Below are 19,144 nucleotides of genomic sequence, written 5' to 3' on the forward strand. Positions count from 1 at the left end.
CTCATAAAATTTGAGATGTTTTCGTTGAAAAAATTAATTAGTGTTCAATTATTTAAACTTTAAAGAAATACCGAACATAAAATTAACGCCAGCTTGTGCATAATAATAAGGTGTATCACCATAGACAAAACCATTGCTAATGTATTTCTGATTAAAAATATTGTTGACCAATAATTTTAACTCAGCTGTTGTTCTCGGAAGTTCAAAAGTATATTTAGCATTAAAATCTGTCAAGAAATAATCTTTAAGTCGAAAGGCTTCATTTTGTGTATTATCCAAATATTGTTTCCCAACATATTGATTCCCCACGCCCAATGTGAAAGCTTTAGCCATATCATATTGCAAACCTAGATTCGCAACAACCGACGGCGAAAACGAAGTGTCTGTATCTTTAAGAACAACACGTTCATCACCTTTTTGAGAGTTAAGTTGGTTAATTTTATTCTTACTTAAACTTAAATTTGCATTCACTCGGAAATCTTGGGAAACATTTGCCAAAGCACCCAGCTCGATTCCTGCGCGGTAACTTTTATCAACATTTTCTCGGATAAAACTTCCCACATCGTTGATGACACCAGACAAAACCAATTGATCTTTGTACTGCATATAATACAAGTTAGCAGTCAACGACAACACAGACCCAAATTGTTTTTCAAGACCCAATTCCCAGTCCTGAAGAAACTCAGCTTTTGTATTTGGATTTTCTTTTAGATCATCACGGTTAGGCTCTCTGTTGGCAATCGCGTACGACAAATAAATTTTGCCACCATTTATTCTATAATTAACACCAGCTTTTGGATTAAGGAACGTCCAGTTTTTGTCAAGATTTAATCCTTCACCATCACCTTCTTTGATAATTTTCGCATTGTAGGAAACATTTCGCACTTGCATATCACCAAAAAATTCGAAATCATTAACACGATAAAGTGCCTTTGCAAAACTAGAAATCTCACTCTTCACCGTTCTATTTCGGTAATACTCATACTCGTCAATTTCTGGAAAATAAACACCAGTTACATTACCATAATGTTTACCATAATATTGATTAGCAACGACACCAACATTAATATCTACGTTTTCATATTTCCCATATAAAGTAGACACCAAACCATAAAAATCATTGTTAAGCCATTTGTTGCGAATGAAGTCTGAGCGCTTAACTTCGGAACCGTTAACTAAAATATTCGGTAAACCATATTTTGAAAACTTCGCATCTTGTTTGTAGTTCTCGTAGTAACCTTTTCCTTTGGTATAATGCAAAGTTGTTTCGAGATTCCAGTGATCGCTAAATCCTTGTTCCCACAACAACTGATAATGATTTTGCTTATAATTATCTGTTTCGTTTTTATAGAATCCAATAATATTTTCCCAATTCGCATCGTAGATTGCTCCAGAAGAATTGAATCGTCTGTCTTTATCGTAAGTATCTTTATCAACACCATTCCAAGCTTGATACGTTTTCTCCTTTCCACCGAATGCCATAAAGCGAAGTTTCGTTTTATTCTCTTCAAACAAGGCTGCAAAATTATAGGAGTCCAAATCCGAAAAAGCTCTATCAATATAACCATCAGAATGGATTTTGGTATAGCGTCCCATCACGGATAATCGGTTATTCCAAAACTTACCAGAGCCTACTTCTGCCGAATATTTATAAGTATTAAAAGAGCCATAACTATCATCGGTTTTCACATAGAATGTTTTTTCTGGATCTTTGGAAATCACATTAACACTGGCTCCAAATGCCGAAGAACCATTGGTAGAAGTCCCAACACCACGCTGAATAACAATTTGCGACGCAGAACTTGCCAAATCTGGAACATCAACAAAAAACGTCCCTTGACTTTCCGCATCATTGTAAGGCACGCCGTTCATCATCACATTGATGCTAGAACCAGCAACACCACGAATACGAAATCCTGTGTAACCAACGCCATTTCCCGCATCGGAGGTTGTAACAACTGAGGTTTGATTCTTCAATAAAATTGGTAAATCCTGACCCAAATTTTTGCCGTCCAAATCTTTTTGAACATTGATGATTTCCTTGGAAACAGGTAACTTTTTAAAAACACGAACCTGCTCTATTTCCTGAATAGTATCTTGCTTCGATTGAGCAAAACTGAAAGCTCCAACACTAAGAGCCGATAAAAAAATAAATCCTTTCATTCTAACATATTATTAGTTGGAATAAAAGGATGCACCAAACAGCCAAGCCGTTTGCTTAGTTCCCTTGGCAGCATTACCCGCCCAGGTTCGTAGGGTATAATCTCAGCCTTTTTAGGGGCACCCCTTTTTCCGTTTGCAAACTTATAAAAAATAATTTTAATTTTTTGAAAATTTTTCAATCTTTAATTTCATATTCAAAAATCTAGACAAAAACATTTAATTTTAACAAAAGAAAGTAATCGAATATAAAAACAGATTATGGCTACAAAACGAATATCTATTTTATGCTTTCTGAGTTCTCTACTATTTGCGCAATTTACCTTTGCACAACCAGGAATGTCGCCAGTTTCAAAATATGAGATTAAAGGCAATAACATCTATTATCTACAAGGCTACAATAGAATAATTAAAGATTCGATTCTATTAAAAGATGTCGATCCTAAATCCTTTGAAATTTTACCAAATGAAAGATTTTTGCCATTCTACGCAAAGGACAAAAACCACGTTTACTACAAGGGACAAGCAATTAACAATGTGGATGCAAAGACTTTTAATATTCTATTCGCAGTTGAAGATCGCCCAAATGTATATGCAGATTCTGAGCATATTTTTTATCAAGGAAAAAGCTTTCCCGAAATAGACAAAAAAACCTTAAAAAAAGTAGGCAACTTGTACGTAGACAAAAACAATGTTTATAAAAGTGATCTAACAATTCTTGAAAATGCAGATGCCAAAAGCTTCGAAGTCATAGGAGACAACGTCAGTTACAAAGACGTTAAAAAAGTTTATACTTCAAATCTTAAAATCATTGAAGGAGCCGATCCTGCGAGCTTCAAGTTTTTGTTTTATCTAAGCAAGTACCAGAATTCAGATAAAGGAATCGGCGTCGATAAAACACATGTTTTTTATGGAACAAAAGTCATTCAGGGCGCCGATCCGCAAAGTATTCAGCGTTTAAAAAACACGGAAGAATGTATGATTGACAAAAATTATGTCTATTTCCAAAACGATATTATCAAAGGTGCAGACCCAAAGAAAGTCGCCGCAATAAAGGATCGAACAAAAGCTGATAGGTTCCTAGACGCTTATATTGCCAACGGAACCGAAGTCGTCAATCTCGTATATGGCGCGATTATTCCCAATTCGGATGCATCCACTTTTTACCACGTTTCAGATTTTCTATATGCCGACAAAACCAACTTTTATGAATTTCAAAACAAATCGCTAGAAGCAAATCCTAATAATTTTTTTATGATTCGCTGGAATCTAATTTTTAGCAAAAACCGTCTTTATGATAATTTTTCAGAAATAGACAAGCCTATCTATAGTTTTGCTGAACTGTCCAAAGCGACCGACCGAGACGTCCTTGACATCGAACTTCCCGTGGAAGATTATGGTTATACGGTGATGAACAATAATCTCTACTATTGGATTGATGCAAAACAAGTTTTAGTTCAAGAGAACACGAAGCTTGACAACTTTCGTGTTTTGGGCGCTTACTTGCAATCGGGAAATCAAATTTTCTATCAAGGAGAAGTTGTGAAAGAGGCTGATCCTGCAAGCTTCGAATGGATAGAACAGTCTAAAGCTAAAGACAAAAATCACTTCTACAACGAAGGGAAAATTGTACGTAAATTTTAAATTCCAAAAATCAATTCGTGATAAACTTCCGTATTTCGGACAACAAAAAATAGAATGATGACAATTAAATAGATAAGAATACTTTTAAACCCAAACAAGGAATTGTAAAATTTCGAGTACTTTGTTTTTAAATCGCCAATCTGAAAAACAAGGAAAATCAAAAAAACTGGAATCGCGACTACAAAAAGTGGATTCAGAATAAAAGCATTTTTAAAATGTCCGTGCAACAATTCGTGGAAAGCGCGCTGACTACCACAGCCAGGACAATCGTAGTTCGTCATCATTTTGAAAGGACAATTTAGCGCCCAACCAGAATTTGCTGGATTTACAAAAAAGTAAATCAACAAAATACCAAGGACTAAAATCCCAAAAACATATTTAATTTTCATTTTCAAAATAAGCAACCAGCGAATGTTCGCTAAATATTTTTTATTAATTTTAAATCTAATAAAAATCACAACTACCTATATACCAATAGTTTAAAAACAAAATTCAACTAAGATAGATAAAAACTAATTTTTATTATTTCAAAACCTAATGAATAAAGCTGATAAAAAGTATAAAAAATCGTATTTTTGGCTGCAATTTATATAATAATTTAAAAATTAACTGACTTCACGTTTAGTTTTAAATAAAATTACAAGCAAAAGCTTCTACTTATTATGAGTATTTACACGAATTATATTCAAGAAATTGAAGAAAGAAAAGGCCAAGGTCTTCATCCAAAACCTATTGACGGTGCCGAATTATTAAGCGAAATCATCGCACAAATTAAAGATGCTAACAACCCGAACAGAGAAGATTCTATTCAGTTTTTAATTTACAACACGCTTCCAGGTACAACGCCTGCTGCTGGTGTAAAAGCTAAATTTTTGAAAGAAATTATTCTTGGAGAAACTGCAGTTGCGGAGATTACGCCAAGTTTCGCTTTCGAATTGTTGTCGCACATGAAAGGTGGTCCATCTATCGAAGTTCTTTTGGATTTGGCTTTAGGAAATGATGAGGCTATTGCAAAGCAAGCGGCTGAAGTTCTTAAAACTCAGGTTTTCTTGTATGATGCAGATACAGCGCGTTTAGCAGATGCTTACAAAGCCGGAAATGCAATTGCAAAAGACATTCTTGAAAGCTACGCAAAAGCAGAATTCTTTACAAAACTTCCAGAAGTTGCAGAAGAAATTAAAATCGTAACATTCATCGCTGGTGAAGGAGATATTTCTACGGATTTATTATCGCCAGGTAACCAAGCGCACTCGCGTTCTGACAGAGAATTGCACGGTAAATGTATGATTACGCCAGAAGCTCAGGAGCAAATTCGTGCGTTACAAGCACAACATCCTGATGCGAGTGTGATGCTTATCGCAGAAAAAGGAACAATGGGTGTTGGTTCTTCTCGTATGTCGGGTGTTAACAACGTTGCACTTTGGACAGGAAAACAAGCGAGTCCTTATGTACCTTTCGTAAATATCGCGCCGATTGTTGGTGGAACGAATGGTATTTCTCCAATTTTCTTAACAACAGTTGACGTAACTGGTGGTATTGGAATCGACCTTAAAAACTGGAAGAAAAAAGTTGATGAAAACGGAAATGTTGTTCGTAACGAAAACGATGAACCGGTTTTAGAAGAAGTTTATTCTGTTGCGACAGGTACGGTTTTAACAATTAATACAAAGACTCAAAAATTATACAACGGTGACCAAGAATTAATCGACATCGCTCGTTCTTTAACACCGCAAAAAATGGAATTCATCAAAGCGGGTGGTTCTTATGCGATTGTTTTCGGAAAGAAAATTCAAACTTTTGCAGCGCAAACTTTAGGTGTTGAAGCACCAACAGTTTTTGCTCCTTCAAAAGAAATTTCTAATGATAATCAAGGTTTAACAGCGGTTGAAAAAATCTTCAACAAAAATGCTGTTGGTGTTACTGATGGAAAAATTTTGCATGCAGGTTCTGACGTTCGTGTAAAAGTAAACATCGTTGGTTCTCAAGATACAACAGGTTTGATGACCGCTCAAGAATTGGAAGCAATGGCGGCAACAGTTATCGCTCCAACAGTGGACGGCGCTTATCAATCTGGATGTCATACGGCTTCGGTTTGGGATAAAAAAGCACAAGCTAACATTCCTAAATTGATGAAATTTATGAATGATTTCGGTTTGATTACTGCTCGTGACCCAAAAGGTGAATACCACGCAATGACCGACGTTATCCATAAAGTTTTGAATGACATTACCATCGACGAATGGGCGATTATCATCGGTGGAGATTCGCACACAAGAATGTCTAAAGGTGTTGCTTTTGGAGCAGATTCAGGGACTGTGGCTTTGGCTTTGGCGACTGGTGAAGCATCAATGCCAATTCCAGAATCGGTGAAAGTGACTTTCAAAGGTGAGATGAAACCTTATATGGATTTCCGTGATGTTGTACACGCTACGCAAGCGCAGATGTTGCAACAATTCGGAGGCGAAAACGTTTTCCAAGGTAGAATTATCGAAGTTCATATCGGTACTTTGTTGGCAGACCAAGCCTTTACATTCACTGACTGGACAGCGGAAATGAAAGCGAAAGCATCAATCTGTATTTCACAAGACGATACATTAATTCAATCTTTAGAAATCGCAAAATCTCGTATTCAGATTATGATTGATAAAGGAATGGATAATCATAATAAAGTTCTACAAGGTCTTATCGATAAAGCAAACAAGCGTATCGAAGAAATTAAATCTGGTTCTAAACCAGCGCTTCAACCTGATGAAAATGCAAAATATTACGCTGAAGTTGTGATTGATTTAGACATCATCAACGAGCCAATGATTGCTGACCCAGACGTTAACAACGAAGATGTTTCTAAACGTTATACGCATGACACAATTCGTGATTTGACGTATTATGGAGGAACAAAAGCGGTAGATTTAGGTTTCGTAGGTTCTTGTATGGTTCATAAAGATGACCTTAAAATCGTTTCTCAGATGTTGAGAAATGTTGAGAAAAAAGAAGGTGAAGTTAAATTTAATGCGCCATTAGTGGTTGCAGCACCTACTTACAACATCATCGACGAATTGAAAGCGGAAGGCGATTGGGAAATGCTTCAAAAATATTCTGGATTCGAATTTAATGACGATGCACCAAAAGGCGCTGCACGTACAGAATACGAAAACATCATGTATCTTGAGCGTCCGGGATGTAACCTTTGTATGGGTAACCAAGAAAAAGCGGAAAAAGGAGATACGGTAATGGCGACTTCTACGCGTCTTTTCCAAGGTCGTGTGGTTGAAGACAGAGATGGCAAAAAAGGTGAATCTTTATTGGCTTCTACTCCAGTGGTTGTTCTTTCGGCTATTTTGGGTAGAATTCCAAATATCGAAGAATACCAAGATGCTGTTGAAGGTATTAATTTAACGAAATTCACACCGATTTCTTGTCACTAAGAAATTCTTGAATAAATACAAAAGACTGCTCGATTTGGGCAGTCTTTTTTGTTTGGATTTTTTTTAACGCTAAGGCGTATGATCAATTGAAATTTTAACTAAATACTATTCAAAAGTATTTTCAACATTAAGGCATTAAGATTTGAACAGACTTCTAATTTTTAAAAAGCTTAATTAAAATCAATGTATTGATTTCTTAATAAAATGAAATTCCTACTTTCTTAAAATTCTTAATGTTTAACTAAGAATAAACTCCGTTTATTTCGATTAAGAAAGCATTAAGTGAAGTTTAAACATATTCAGATTTTGTTTAAAAAATTAGGAGTCATCACTACACATTATACATTTCAACCGCTTTCCAATATTTATCCTTAAAAATGGAATAAGTAAAATCTATTTTGCCTTTGTATTTAATCATCATTTTATCTAAAACTCGTGTTGGCTTACGAAAATCTTTACACGCAATAAAAATCACACGTTCGCTATCAGCCGTTTCTCTACCGATATTTAGATAGCCGTCAACATCTTTTAGATCCTCAGCCAATTCATCTTCAAATTGGTCAAGAAGTTTGTAAATACTTTCATCGGGAAAACCATTGTTGTTTTTGCCGTCGTATTTTATTTTGACTGTCACCATCCAAGGGTGCGAGGCTTTACTATCCCACTCCAACAAAGTTTTATCTACGATTGCAATTAGCGGAAGTCCGTTATTTAGTGTCGCTTCTAAAGAAGAAAATCCATCATTTTTAGTATCATAACTCACCGCTTGATATTTTTCTACGAACTCTCTTTCACGCCAAAGTAGGTAATCTTTCATTTTTCCAATCGGAATCAATTCTTCTGTGGCTTCATTTTTTCCAATAATTTGCAAATGGTCGATTGTCGTCACCGAATTTAATTCTCCCAAATAGTTATCCAAAAACAAATATGCGGCGTTGGTAATCATATCTTTGTCGGCAGCTTTGTAATTTTCATAAACCAAAACAATGTCGACTTCGTCAGGATAACTCTCGTCCGAATTGGCATAAAACCACAGATTATCTTTATCGAAACTATAATCTCCCATGCGCAAACCGATATTAGAAATATCTGCGGCGCTCGGCTTTAAAGCTGTGAAAACCCAATTGGAAAAACTCGGTGCTGCTGCCACCAAATCCTCGATAATAGCAATTTTCTTGATAACGCCATCGGGAGTGAAAATCAGTTCTGCTGTGTCGTCGTCTTTCATTCCTGTTAAAAAGTAAATGCCATCGTCGATATTTTTTAATTTTGGAGAAAGGATATCAAAAAAATCTTTTTCAATATCCTTTCTTGATTTTACAACTTCAAAAAACTCCTTTTCTTTAGTGGCAAACCAATTCCAAAAATCTTGATAAGTCGTTTGCTCGTTAGTTTCCATCGGCGAATTCTCGTCCTTTTTACCAAATAGATTATTTAAAAATCCCATACAATATTGTGTTATTTGAATGATTTTCGAATGACTAAATTTTAAAAATCATCAAGTGTTATGACAAGTAATTTACTAAAAAACTTTGTTTCAAAAATATTTTTAACATTTAGCAATTAAGTCTAAGTAACGATTAAATTTAATTAACTTGCTGCAAATCAATAGTTTAAATATTTGAAACAAACGAATTCATTTTTTAAAATCCTAATATTTAAGAAAAGACAAATCTTTATCAAATTTAAACGCAAAGAAAAACGAAGCTAATGACCTATTCATTTCCAAATAAGTAATACAAAATTGTATTTCAAAAATGAGTGAAACGCCTTTGTTTATCATTAATTGATTACAATTTACTTTGCTATTCTTGTTTAGCTTTGCGTTTAGAATTATTTTAGATTTAAATAAAACAAAAACCTAAAACTCAATATCATCCGCCACATTCCCACCTTGGTCAGCAGCAAAACGCTCTTTGTAATGCGCTCTTACACTTTCTTGGAAATCCGCATCTTCTCTTATTTGGTCAGTACTGAAATCCAGATTTCGCTTCGTCATCCACTCCATCGCCACCGATTGAAAATCCATCAAGTCGATTCCGAATTCATCTTTTATCCATTGCGCGCCATCAATTCCGTATTCATAAGCGACAGAACGTGCGGCTTCTAATTCTAAATAATAAGCTTTGTCAGTTTTTAAACGATTGAGATTTTCAGAATTTCCTGTACTGCTTGGAGCAGAGCCATTTTTTAAAGCTAAAATTTTAGGATGATTGGGCGCTTTCATAAAAGCTTCGCCGTACAAATTGACAATCGTAAATGTAGAATCTTCCTGCATACGTTTTGGCCAAAGCGTGTTGACTTCCTGCCAAATTGCGGTATCAATGCCGAAAGCTTTAAACAATTCATTTTCATCAAAAGTCGTCAAATTCATGGCAATAGCGGCATAATCGTCCAAAGAAATTCCGTGAATAGGCGCTTCCAAAGGATTTCCTGCGTCGGCTTTTACATACCCCATCGTCGAAGTTCCAAAATATTTCAAAGAATGCATCATTTCAAACTGGATAAAATCGTCTTCATCCGCATCCTCATTCCAATCAAAATAAACATTTCGTACAAAATGTCTTCTGTAACTTTTTACGTCATCTTCTTCCCAATTGTCGCCTAACTGCTGTTTTTTTGCTTCCAATCTCGCTTCCACCTCAGCATCAAATTGTGCTTCTGTATAATGATTTCCGTGTAGATTTTCTGGATTGATACTCATAATATTTTCTTTTGTGATTTAATAATTTCTGTTTTGAAGACTTTGATAAAACCTCTCGTTATGCTCTGCCAAATCTGGAACCAAGCGTTTCCATTCGTCAAACATCGCTCGTTGATATTCCTGATAATATTGCGGAATTAAAGCTTTGGATTCTTGATGTTGTTTTTCAAGTTCTTCTATTTGTTGCTCGAGCGCATCGTCTTTTTCGGAAAAATCGCGCTTTAATTTTAATTGATGACCTTGCATGTACAAATCGCGCTCTCGATTTTCCTCTTCATAATATTTATCCAACAAAGGTTGCGTTCTTTGCTCTGCCAAACTTCGACCAATCTGCTCTAAACCTTGCGCCAACGAGCTCGGCGTAAACGTATTTTTGTTTTGACAACTCGGACATGCGATGTGTGAAGTCACGAAATAAATCTTTGTCAACGGAATGGTATCGCCACATTGTTGACATTTGAACTGGTTTTTAATCGCTTCATGTTCATCCAAAATTTGTTGATACAAAACTTCGTAATCCGTGAAATTGGTTTGTTCCAATTGAGCTCTCAGTTCTGATAGTTTTGCTTCCAAACCTCTATGAAGTTGGTTAGAGCAAGTCGTTCTAAATTGAGTTAATTGATTATAAAACGGATTGAAAACATCAATTTTTTCTTTAAAAATTTGATAGACATCTTCAATTTTTTCGTCGTAAACGGCTTCGGCTTTCTCGCGGATATTTCCCAACTGACCTAAAATTCCGCTCAACATTAAGCCATGTTGTCTTTCGTCCTCTTTTTTAAGTTCATAAAGTTCTGGCAAAGCTGCTTCAGTTAACTCAACTGCTTTAGCTTCCAACTTTTCTAAGAACACAAAAAAGCGTTCTTGATTTTCTTGGAGAAGTCCCAACCACTCTGGATTTTCAGAAAATGAATTCTTCTCTAGTTGGTTTGTTTTTTTATTGAAAAAATTAAACATCGTATTTGTTTTAAAATTTGTGTTTTTCTATTGGTATTTTCTTGATATTTTTATCGCAAAGCAAAACAAAGCTTTATTTTACTTAAGTAAGTTTTACGCCTTTGTTTATCTTATTTTTTTTAAAAATTGTAAAAACTTGTTTGACTTTGCGTTTAACACTCGTGTAACCCAAAGTCGCTATTTTCCTTTCCTTCTATACTTTTTTAAGGCATAAGGATTCTATCTTCGATAAAATTGTGAACGTCCCATTCAAAAATCTTTGATTTTTTTGCGCCTTTATAAACGAAAAAATTAGTTTTGACTTGCGCCTTTGCGTTAAAAAACTATCCTATCCCTTTTAAATCTTCAATTTCGTTGAGTAGCTCTTGCATCGGTTTTACTCGCAATGCTTGAGAAACTGGAATGCTCTTAATTTTCCCATCGGCCTTTACAACTGCTAACAATTCTACATGAATGAGGATTCTGGTGTAATACATTTTGCGCAATTCAAAACTTTGAATATCCTGAAACGGAAAAACCAACGGCTTCTTAAATTTAGAATAAAGCAACTCCAAAGATTCTGGTTTATCGCCATTCATTATGATTTTTGGACCGCCTTTGCGAGCTGTTTTAGCGAAAATAAATCCTAACAGCAAAACGACCAAAATGCCTATTCCCGTTTTTTTATAATCGCTCCAAATGACCATTGCAAGCGCAATAAAAACCCATAAAACAACAATTATTACAGCAAAACCCATAAATTGTTTCACGTCATAATCTTTTCCGTTGGGAATTAAATATTTATAGTTTTTCATTTCGATTAAGATTTCGAATTATCGTTTTCATTCAAATTAATTCCATTTGAAATTTTCACTGCGATAAATTCAAAACCACAATAAGCGCAATGTGTGATACCATCTTGCTGAGCTCGAGCAGCACCGCAATTCGGACAATCTTTAATGGACAAAGAAGCCGATTTGTCTTCCATTTTTCCACCATAGACTTCTTGCGTTTTTGCCTTTTTTTTCATCTTTTCGATGAAGGAATTCACTTTCTTATCTTCCGCCATTTTTTAATAAATTAGAATTAATTTTGACTGCACCCAACCTTAATATTTCTTAATCAAAATAAACGAAGTTTATTCTTGCTAAACATTAAGAAATTTAGAAAATCAAGCCGTTTATTCTTTAAGAAATCAATAAATTGATTTTTTTTAAGGTATTTAAGAACATGTCTTTCAAAAAATCTTAATTTGACTTCGTCGAACCTTAAGGTTTCTTAATGTTTAAAATATTTCATTTTTTTTATGACTTAAAGTTTATCCAACAATTCAGATTTCTTGGTTTTGTATTCGTCTTCCTCGATTAGACCATTGTCGAAAAGCTTTTTTAGTTTCAATAATTTTGCTTCAATATCGTCCTCGGCGGGTTTATTTTGCTGTATCTGATTCATCATCATTCCCATTGCAACGGCGTTTGTCGTAGCTTCATTGAGTGCGGTGCCTTTTTCGCCGATGGCTTGCGCTTGATTGAATTTGGTAAATTTATCCATGTCGGTTACCATATTCATGTTCGTGATTTTGTCGTAATGTTTGGTCACTTCTTCGGGAAGCGTCACGCTGGTAATCACGAATTGCGTTAATTCTAAACCGAAAGATTCAAAATAAGGAGCGAGAAAAGGCAGAACTTTTTTGCCCAAATCGGTGATGTTTCCCGCAACATCGGTAACCGTAATATTTTCATTCGCCAAAACCTCAGCAAATTTTGGCGCTATAAAATCTCTCAACTCATATTGCAATTCAAAAACCGTAAACTGCGGGTAAGCCCCTGCATAATTTCTGAAAAAAGTGGGAATATCTTTAATTCTAAAATCAAAACTACCAAAAGCACGAACCCTAATTTGCCCAAACTGCGGGTCATTCATCAAAACTGGTGCTGGCGTTCCCCATTTGTTATTGACAAAATTTCGCGTATTGATGAAGTAAACATCCGCTTTGAAAGGACTTTTAAATCCATATTTCCAACCTTTCAGTTTGCTTAAAATTGGAATATTTTCGGTGCTTAATTCGTGTAAACCAGCATAAAAAACATCCGCCAACTGACCTTCATTGAGAAATAAAACCGCCTGACTTTCGCGAACCGTAAGCTGGGCACCGTTTTTAATTTCCTTGTCGGCATCGGCATATTTCCACATCAAAAGATTGGGGTCTGGCGTTGTCTCTTCTATAATTTCGATGAATACACTCATTTTTTAGTTTTTTTATAGTTTAGAGTTTGTTCAAAATTTTTAACCTTAATTACCTTAATCAAAAATAAACGAAGTTTATTCCTTCTTTAAACATTAAGAAACCTTAAGGTTCGACGTAGTCAAACTTAGAAAATCAAACCGTCTATTTTTTTAAGAAATCAATAAATTGATTTTTATTAAGATTTTTAAGAGCACTTTTCATGAAATCTTAATGCCTTAATGTTAAAAATATTTTGGACTAAAATTTAAATAAGATTTTAAAACAGATAATCAGTAAATTAAGGATTAACCTGTCCTACTAACTCATTGATTTTGCTTAAAATTTCATTTTCGTACAAATCGGCTTTGGCAATACTTTTCTTGGAATCCCCGAAATACTCGCTGATTTTGTAGCTTTTAATTAAATGTTTTCTCTTTTCGCCGATGGCATACGCCCAACCTTCGTTGTCGGAACTCGTAAAAAGCACCATTTTATCAAGGTCGAACAATGCCTTATTTTTAACAAAGAAATTCGATTTGAAAACTTTGTTCTGACCAGCATCAAACGTATAATAAATAGGAATCCTGAACAGCAATTCTTTCAACATCCACAAAACGATTAAAATCGTTAACGTAGAAGCGATGATTAAAACATATTCTGGCATTCCGTTGCGGTAATACAAGCAAACCAAACCGATGACAACCAAAGCCAAAACATACCATTTCAAACCTTTTTTGTAATAATTATAAGGTTGAAGACTCAAGGTTTTGTAGCTTTCATCAACGTTGTATTTATCTTTAATATTGTTTTCCATTTTTGTTTTGGTTTACTTTTTTTAATGAAAATCTTTGATTTAAATAGGTTTATTCGCGACCCATTATTTCGTCAACCTCGTTGAGAATATTTTGCATGTGCGTTTTGCTAATGCCTTGCGCCACTTTCATCACTTTTTCTTTGCCTTTATCATTAAGGTAATAAAGGTTGAGAACCACACTCGAACGAATAAAATTAGTAGTCGTTGTCAGCATTTCGAAAGTGATAATCTTATCAAAAGGTACTTCTCGACTTTGCATATAAATCCCTTGTCTCAGGTTGATAACTTTATGATTGGTGTCGATTTGAAACTTGTCCGTAAACAAGGTGATGATAATCATTACACTTAATAAAGCAAAAACTGCCACCATCCACTTAATATCAACCTTCCAGAATACCCAACATAAACCGATCAACATAAGGACAATTGCAGATTTTACGATGTATTGAGGTTTAAAGGAGTACGAGCTTCCCTCTTGTGAAAAATATTTGTACTGATTCATTTTATTTATTTTTATTGTAGATTACTATTCCGCTTACGAGAACGACCAAAGCGACAGCGATTAGCGGCCATTCGCCATACGAGAACAAAAATTCGGTTTCTTGGGCTGGTCCCATTTTAAGACATACGACTAACGCAAATCCGATAATCATAAGGACGATTCCTAAAAGTTTTTTCATAATTCTTAAATTTTAATTAGTTTTCATTTAATTTCCCAAAGCGTATTCGGAAAATAATCATAATGTGTTTTTAATTAGGATATTCTAAAATCTCGTATTTAATATTGTGTTTATCAGCGTAAGGAAAAATCAAATCATGCGCTTTATTGAATTTCTCATCAATAATTTTTCCTTTTGTGCTTTGCAATTCTTCAATCGCTGCATCAATTTCTTGGTCGCTTTTTCCCTCATCAATCATTTTGGCAATGCGCAACATATCGGTTTTGTAAACTTCTTCGGAATATTTAAAAACATCCAAACTCGCCTTTTGCATTGGTCGTGTTTCGTCATCTACATTAAGTTTGTTGAGCGCTTCAATTTCTTTTTTGAACATCGTAGGATACATATTTTGAACATATTCTTCCGCCGAAACGCCTTTCTTTACTTCATTATTTGGCGTTACATAAGTCAAACTTCCATTTTTATATTGCGCTCGGATTTCTTTAAAATGTTGACTAAACTTGTAAGGAATTTTATTCAAGCTCAAACCACAAACTTCAAAAGTTTTCTCTGGGTCAATACCATTCGGACTACAAGAAATCACCGTAAATCCTAAAAAAAGTAGCAAGAGGTAACAAAATTTATTTTTCATCATTTTTATTTATTAATAATTTCGTTGTACTCCTTTATTCTCTTTAAATGCGGTCTTACCATCGTCAAAAACACGAAGAGCGCCATCGCCACACAAGCTCCAACAAATCCCCATTTCCCAATGATTGAATACATCGAAAAAGCCGTTTGATTTCCAAAAGATTTGTTCATTGCGGCTTCTGGGATAACATTTCCGTAAATCTTTTCTAAAGCATTAAACTTCAACAAACTTCGGACAGCAACAAACACGAAAAAAGCAACAATAAAACTGTATATCATCGCTTTGGATTGACTAAACTGCTTTAACTTTTTAATGGCGTCTTTGTTATTTTGCGCACTTCCATCGTAGGTGTGCAAACTTCTTTGGTCTTGGTCTAAATTTTCCATAAAATTATTTTTTCGTGATAAACATGAGGTAAGCCAAAAGCCCAGCAAACATCAAAACAATGAATAAAAAAGTGCCCCAAATAATGTACAACCACCCAAAACGATATCTGAAAGGCAACTTGTATTTTGTCTTTTCCTGCTCGAAATAGCTTTTGATTTCAGGCGTCCATTCATCCAAAGTCAACATTCTTTTTGTTGGCATTTCATAGACGTAAGCATATTTTTTTCCGAGTGGACCAGAAGGGAGTTTTCCAAAAAACATCGCCGCATAACCTTGACAAATATCCATATTCAAAGGCGCTCCATTTGTTGATTTGAATGGAAGTTCTTGGGTCGCAAAATGATACTCGTACTTGGTAATTGAACTATATATAAACATCTTTTGAAACTTTAATAGAATAAAATATTTTCCTCATCCCACATTTTTTAGAATTAAATTAAAGTCTCGTTTTATAAATTTTAAGACTTCAATTGTTCTAAAATTGCTTTGACCAAATTTCTGTATTATTTTTCCCTGAAACTATTTTTCACCTACTACAAAACAGCTACTCACGATTTTTTTTAGCTACTACAAACCGACTACAACAATCAACTAACCACGATGAATACAGTGTTTAAAAAATGGAATGAAAATCATTTCAAAAAACATCGCTTTGATGCAGTTCAATAATTTTGAATAAATAATTGTGGGAGTTTTAAACACAATGGCGCAAGAAAAATTAAATTTTAGACGTTTTATAGGGCGCAAGAAAATCAGAGATTTTCATTTTATATTCTAAAATTTATAAAGGTGATTTTTTGAAGAACTTTGATTTTCTTTGAAATCTTAATTTGACTTCGTCGAACCTAAAGGTTTCTTAATGTTAAATAAAACGTAGAAGATCTATGGAAAATAATTTCCTTGCGCCTTAATAGCAATATAGAAAAACAAAAACTTTGCGCCATTGCGTTTAAATTAATCAAATCAAAAATTGTTGCGATAGGCATTTTCAACCAAAAGCAATCGATATTGGCATAAAATTCTCATCTTAATTTACGCTCTTAAAATTGATTTCAAGTCAAAATAAAGAAGTCAGATTGTCAATTTTGATTCTTATTTAAAATCAATCTTAATAACAAGCTAAAATGAAATAAGTTCTAAATAATCACTAATTTTAAAACTCATTTCTAAAACATTTCAACGTATAATATTAAAAAATTAAAGTATGATTTTTGACCTTGATATGATCAAAAAAGTGTATGAGCGTTACCCAGAAAGAATCGCTGCTGCGAGACAAGTTGTGGGAAAACCGTTGACACTTGCTGAGAAAATTCTTTATGCTCACCTTTGGGAAGGCAATGCTTCACAAGCTTATGAAAGAGGAAACTCTTATGTAGATTTTGCACCAGACCGCGTAGCAATGCAGGATGCGACGGCGCAAATGGCGTTGTTACAATTTATGCAAGCCGGAAAAGCTAAGGTTGCAGTTCCATCTACAGCACATGCCGACCACCTTATCCAAGCGAGAGTTGGTGCAGCAGCAGATTTACAAGAAGGAATAAATAAGAACTCGGAGGTTTTCAGCTTCTTAAGTTCTGTTTGTGATAAATACGGAATCGGTTTCTGGAAGCCAGGAGCGGGGATTATTCACCAAGTGGTTTTGGAAAACTACGCTTTCCCTGGCGGAATGATGATTGGTACCGACTCGCACACCGTGAATGCTGGTGGTTTGGGAATGGTAGCCATCGGTGTTGGTGGTGCTGACGCTGTTGATGTAATGGCTGGAATGGCTTGGGAACTGAAAATGCCAAAATTAATCGGTGTTAAATTAACTGGTAAAATGAATGGATGGACTTCTGCGAAAGATGTTATCCTAAAAGTTGCTGGAATTTTAACGGTTAAAGGAGGTACAGGTTGCATCGTAGAATATTTCGGAGAAGGAGCGCAATCGCTTTCTGCAACTGGAAAAGGAACGATTTGTAATATGGGAGCAGAAATCGGTGCTACGACTTCTACTTTCGGTTACGACGATTCTATGAGAAGATATTTGGCTGCAACTGGAAGACAAGATGTTGTTGATGCTGCTGATAAAGTGGCTGAACATTTAACTGGTGATGCTGAAGTTTACGCAAATCCTGAACAATATTTCGACCAAGTTATTGAAATTGACCTTTCTACACTTTCACCACACCTTAACGGACCTTTCACGCCAGATTTAGCGACGCCTGTTGCAGAATTTAGAGCAAAAGCGGAAGCTAACGGATGGCCTTTGGAAGTAGAATGGGCATTAATCGGTTCTTGTACCAACTCCTCTTATGAGGATTTATCAAGAGCAGCTTCTATCGTTGAGGATGCCGTTGCTAAAGGTGTTAAACCAAAAGCAATTTTAGGAATCAACCCAGGTTCTGAGCAAGTGAAATTCACGGCGGAAAGAGATGGTTTCTTGGATTCATTTAGAAAATTCGAGAATGCAAGAATCTTTACCAACGCTTGTGGGCCTTGTATTGGACAATGGGACAGAGAAGGTGCTGACAAAGCTGAGAAAAACTCAATTATCCACTCTTTCAACAGAAATTTTGCAAAAAGAGCTGATGGAAACCCAAATACGCACGCTTTCGTAGCTTCTCCAGAAATGGTTGCTGCGGTTGCGATTTCAGGTAGATTAGATTTTAACCCAATTACTGATACGTTAACAAATCAAGCTGGTGAGCAAGTAAAATTAGACGAGCCAAAAGGTTCTGAACTTCCAGAAAAAGGTTTTGCAGTAGATGATAACGGTTACCAAGCGCCGTCAGCAGATGGTTCTAGTGTTCAAGTTGTAGTTAGTCCAACTTCGGACAGACTTCAGTTGTTAGAGGAGTTCCCAGCTTGGGATGGTCTTAATATTACTGGTGCTTTTGTTTTGATTAAAGCTTTTGGCAAGTGTACAACCGACCATATTTCTATGGCTGGGCCTTGGTTGAAATACAGAGGTCACTTGGATAATATTTCCAACAATATGTTGATAGGCGCAGTAAACGCTTACAACATGGAAACCAACAAAGTTAAAAACGAATTAACTGGTGCTTACGGAGAAGTTCCTGCCGTACAGAGAGCTTACAAAGCGGCTGGCGTTCCGTCAATTGTTGTTGGTGACGAAAACTATGGTGAAGGTTCTTCAAGAGAGCATGCTGCAATGGAGCCAAGACATCTTGGTGTGAAAGCGGTTTTGGTAAAATCTTTCGCGCGTATCCATGAAACAAACCTTAAAAAACAAGGTATGCTGGGTCTTACATTTGCGGACAAAGCAGATTACGACAAAATCAGAGAAGATGACGTTGTGAACTTCTTGGATTTGGATCAATTTGCGCCAGGAAAACAATTGACTTTAGAATTCGTTCACAATGATGGAACTAAAGATATTGTTATCGCAAACCACACTTACAACGAGCAACAAATTGATTGGTTCAAAGCGGGTTCTGCCTTGAATTTAATTAAAAGAATGGAGGCGAATTAATTTCGGTTTTCCTTAAATACTAAACCACTCTTTTTAGGGTGGTTTTTTAATTTTCATTAAA

Annotated in this window: 17 protein-coding genes and 1 riboswitch; of the genes, 3 read left to right on the forward strand and 14 right to left on the reverse strand. The window is 35.3% G+C overall.

The window, feature by feature from the left end:
- Window positions 1–48 precede the first annotated feature (48 nt).
- The gene (locus tag Q1V95_RS07745; RefSeq protein WP_300672410.1) at window positions 49–2,163 is read right to left on the reverse strand and encodes a TonB-dependent receptor plug domain-containing protein; all 2,115 of its coding nucleotides are present in this window, start codon (window positions 2,161–2,163) and stop codon (window positions 49–51) included.
- 43 nt (window positions 2,164–2,206) lie between these two features.
- Window positions 2,207–2,298, reverse strand: a riboswitch (TPP riboswitch).
- 123 nt (window positions 2,299–2,421) lie between these two features.
- Between Q1V95_RS07745 and Q1V95_RS07750 the strand changes: the two genes are divergently transcribed.
- Window positions 2,422–3,804: a DKNYY domain-containing protein gene (locus Q1V95_RS07750; RefSeq protein ID WP_300672412.1), complete on the forward strand. Its 1,383-nt coding sequence runs from the start codon at window positions 2,422–2,424 to the stop codon at window positions 3,802–3,804.
- On the opposite strand, the gene Q1V95_RS07755 is transcribed toward Q1V95_RS07750, so the two are convergent.
- Window positions 3,801–4,193 (reverse strand): DUF2752 domain-containing protein, encoded by a 393-nt coding sequence (locus Q1V95_RS07755; protein WP_300672414.1) that lies wholly within the window; start codon window positions 4,191–4,193, stop codon window positions 3,801–3,803. The two genes, Q1V95_RS07750 and Q1V95_RS07755, sit on opposite strands and share 4 nt — an antisense overlap.
- A gap of 273 nt (window positions 4,194–4,466) precedes the next feature.
- Here Q1V95_RS07755 and Q1V95_RS07760 point away from each other — a divergent pair, with 273 nt between their 5' ends.
- Window positions 4,467–7,229: a bifunctional aconitate hydratase 2/2-methylisocitrate dehydratase gene (locus tag Q1V95_RS07760; RefSeq protein WP_300672416.1), complete on the forward strand. Its 2,763-nt coding sequence runs from the start codon at window positions 4,467–4,469 to the stop codon at window positions 7,227–7,229.
- A 331-nt stretch (window positions 7,230–7,560) separates the two neighbouring features.
- Here Q1V95_RS07760 and Q1V95_RS07765 read toward each other — a convergent pair whose 3' ends face one another.
- The 12 genes from Q1V95_RS07765 to Q1V95_RS07820 all read right to left on the reverse strand — a co-directional run bounded on the left by Q1V95_RS07765 (window position 7,561) and on the right by Q1V95_RS07820 (window position 15,986).
- A complete protein-coding gene (locus Q1V95_RS07765) occupies window positions 7,561–8,676 on the reverse strand; it encodes a DUF695 domain-containing protein (RefSeq protein ID WP_300672418.1) in 1,116 nt (371 codons plus the stop codon).
- A gap of 414 nt (window positions 8,677–9,090) precedes the next feature.
- Entirely contained in the window at window positions 9,091–9,933 is an 843-nt protein-coding gene (locus Q1V95_RS07770) for a DUF6620 family protein (RefSeq protein WP_300672420.1), read from the reverse strand.
- Between the two features lie 18 nt (window positions 9,934–9,951).
- Window positions 9,952–10,890, reverse strand: coding sequence for a hypothetical protein (locus Q1V95_RS07775; RefSeq protein WP_300672422.1), 939 nt, complete (start codon window positions 10,888–10,890; stop codon window positions 9,952–9,954).
- A 323-nt stretch (window positions 10,891–11,213) separates the two neighbouring features.
- Window positions 11,214–11,684 (reverse strand): hypothetical protein, encoded by a 471-nt coding sequence (locus Q1V95_RS07780; RefSeq protein ID WP_300672424.1) that lies wholly within the window; start codon window positions 11,682–11,684, stop codon window positions 11,214–11,216.
- Between the two features lie 5 nt (window positions 11,685–11,689).
- Entirely contained in the window at window positions 11,690–11,938 is a 249-nt protein-coding gene (locus Q1V95_RS07785) for a hypothetical protein (RefSeq protein WP_300672426.1), read from the reverse strand.
- A gap of 242 nt (window positions 11,939–12,180) precedes the next feature.
- Window positions 12,181–13,116, reverse strand: coding sequence for an SPFH domain-containing protein (locus tag Q1V95_RS07790; protein WP_300672427.1), 936 nt, complete (start codon window positions 13,114–13,116; stop codon window positions 12,181–12,183).
- A gap of 278 nt (window positions 13,117–13,394) precedes the next feature.
- Window positions 13,395–13,910, reverse strand: a complete 516-nt coding sequence (locus Q1V95_RS07795; RefSeq protein WP_300672429.1) for a hypothetical protein — start codon at window positions 13,908–13,910, stop codon at window positions 13,395–13,397.
- A 49-nt stretch (window positions 13,911–13,959) separates the two neighbouring features.
- Complete coding sequence (locus tag Q1V95_RS07800) at window positions 13,960–14,412, reverse strand: hypothetical protein (protein ID WP_300672431.1); 453 nt, start codon at window positions 14,410–14,412, stop codon at window positions 13,960–13,962.
- Between the two features lies 1 nt (window position 14,413).
- Entirely contained in the window at window positions 14,414–14,590 is a 177-nt protein-coding gene (locus Q1V95_RS07805) for a hypothetical protein (RefSeq protein WP_300672433.1), read from the reverse strand.
- A 70-nt stretch (window positions 14,591–14,660) separates the two neighbouring features.
- On the reverse strand, window positions 14,661–15,224 hold the full coding sequence (locus tag Q1V95_RS07810) for a hypothetical protein (protein ID WP_300672435.1): 564 nt from the start codon (window positions 15,222–15,224) through the stop codon (window positions 14,661–14,663).
- Between the two features lie 2 nt (window positions 15,225–15,226).
- On the reverse strand, window positions 15,227–15,607 hold the full coding sequence (locus tag Q1V95_RS07815) for a hypothetical protein (RefSeq protein WP_300672437.1): 381 nt from the start codon (window positions 15,605–15,607) through the stop codon (window positions 15,227–15,229).
- Window positions 15,608–15,611: 4 nt separating this feature from the next.
- Entirely contained in the window at window positions 15,612–15,986 is a 375-nt protein-coding gene (locus Q1V95_RS07820; protein ID WP_300672439.1) for a hypothetical protein, read from the reverse strand.
- Window positions 15,987–16,812: 826 nt separating this feature from the next.
- Between Q1V95_RS07820 and Q1V95_RS07825 the strand changes: the two genes are divergently transcribed.
- Window positions 16,813–19,083 (forward strand): aconitate hydratase, encoded by a 2,271-nt coding sequence (locus tag Q1V95_RS07825; RefSeq protein ID WP_300672441.1) that lies wholly within the window; start codon window positions 16,813–16,815, stop codon window positions 19,081–19,083.
- Window positions 19,084–19,144 lie beyond the last annotated feature (61 nt).

The sequence above is a fragment of the Soonwooa sp. genome, assembly GCF_030151385.1.
Lineage (GTDB): Bacteria > Bacteroidota > Bacteroidia > Flavobacteriales > Weeksellaceae > Soonwooa.

Coding starts and splice junctions, on each gene's coding strand:
- Q1V95_RS07745 (WP_300672410.1), bottom strand. CDS start 2,163: ATGAAAGGATTTATTTTTTTATCGGCTCTTAGTGTTGGAGCTTTCAGT.
- Q1V95_RS07750 (WP_300672412.1), top strand. CDS start 2,422: ATGGCTACAAAACGAATATCTATTTTATGCTTTCTGAGTTCTCTACTA.
- Q1V95_RS07755 (WP_300672414.1), bottom strand. CDS start 4,193: ATGAAAATTAAATATGTTTTTGGGATTTTAGTCCTTGGTATTTTGTTG.
- Q1V95_RS07760 (WP_300672416.1), top strand. CDS start 4,467: ATGAGTATTTACACGAATTATATTCAAGAAATTGAAGAAAGAAAAGGC.
- Q1V95_RS07765 (WP_300672418.1), bottom strand. CDS start 8,676: ATGGGATTTTTAAATAATCTATTTGGTAAAAAGGACGAGAATTCGCCG.
- Q1V95_RS07770 (WP_300672420.1), bottom strand. CDS start 9,933: ATGAGTATCAATCCAGAAAATCTACACGGAAATCATTATACAGAAGCA.
- Q1V95_RS07775 (WP_300672422.1), bottom strand. CDS start 10,890: ATGTTTAATTTTTTCAATAAAAAAACAAACCAACTAGAGAAGAATTCA.
- Q1V95_RS07780 (WP_300672424.1), bottom strand. CDS start 11,684: ATGAAAAACTATAAATATTTAATTCCCAACGGAAAAGATTATGACGTG.
- Q1V95_RS07785 (WP_300672426.1), bottom strand. CDS start 11,938: ATGGCGGAAGATAAGAAAGTGAATTCCTTCATCGAAAAGATGAAAAAA.
- Q1V95_RS07790 (WP_300672427.1), bottom strand. CDS start 13,116: ATGAGTGTATTCATCGAAATTATAGAAGAGACAACGCCAGACCCCAAT.
- Q1V95_RS07795 (WP_300672429.1), bottom strand. CDS start 13,910: ATGGAAAACAATATTAAAGATAAATACAACGTTGATGAAAGCTACAAA.
- Q1V95_RS07800 (WP_300672431.1), bottom strand. CDS start 14,412: ATGAATCAGTACAAATATTTTTCACAAGAGGGAAGCTCGTACTCCTTT.
- Q1V95_RS07805 (WP_300672433.1), bottom strand. CDS start 14,590: ATGAAAAAACTTTTAGGAATCGTCCTTATGATTATCGGATTTGCGTTA.
- Q1V95_RS07810 (WP_300672435.1), bottom strand. CDS start 15,224: ATGATGAAAAATAAATTTTGTTACCTCTTGCTACTTTTTTTAGGATTT.
- Q1V95_RS07815 (WP_300672437.1), bottom strand. CDS start 15,607: ATGGAAAATTTAGACCAAGACCAAAGAAGTTTGCACACCTACGATGGA.
- Q1V95_RS07820 (WP_300672439.1), bottom strand. CDS start 15,986: ATGTTTATATATAGTTCAATTACCAAGTACGAGTATCATTTTGCGACC.
- Q1V95_RS07825 (WP_300672441.1), top strand. CDS start 16,813: ATGATTTTTGACCTTGATATGATCAAAAAAGTGTATGAGCGTTACCCA.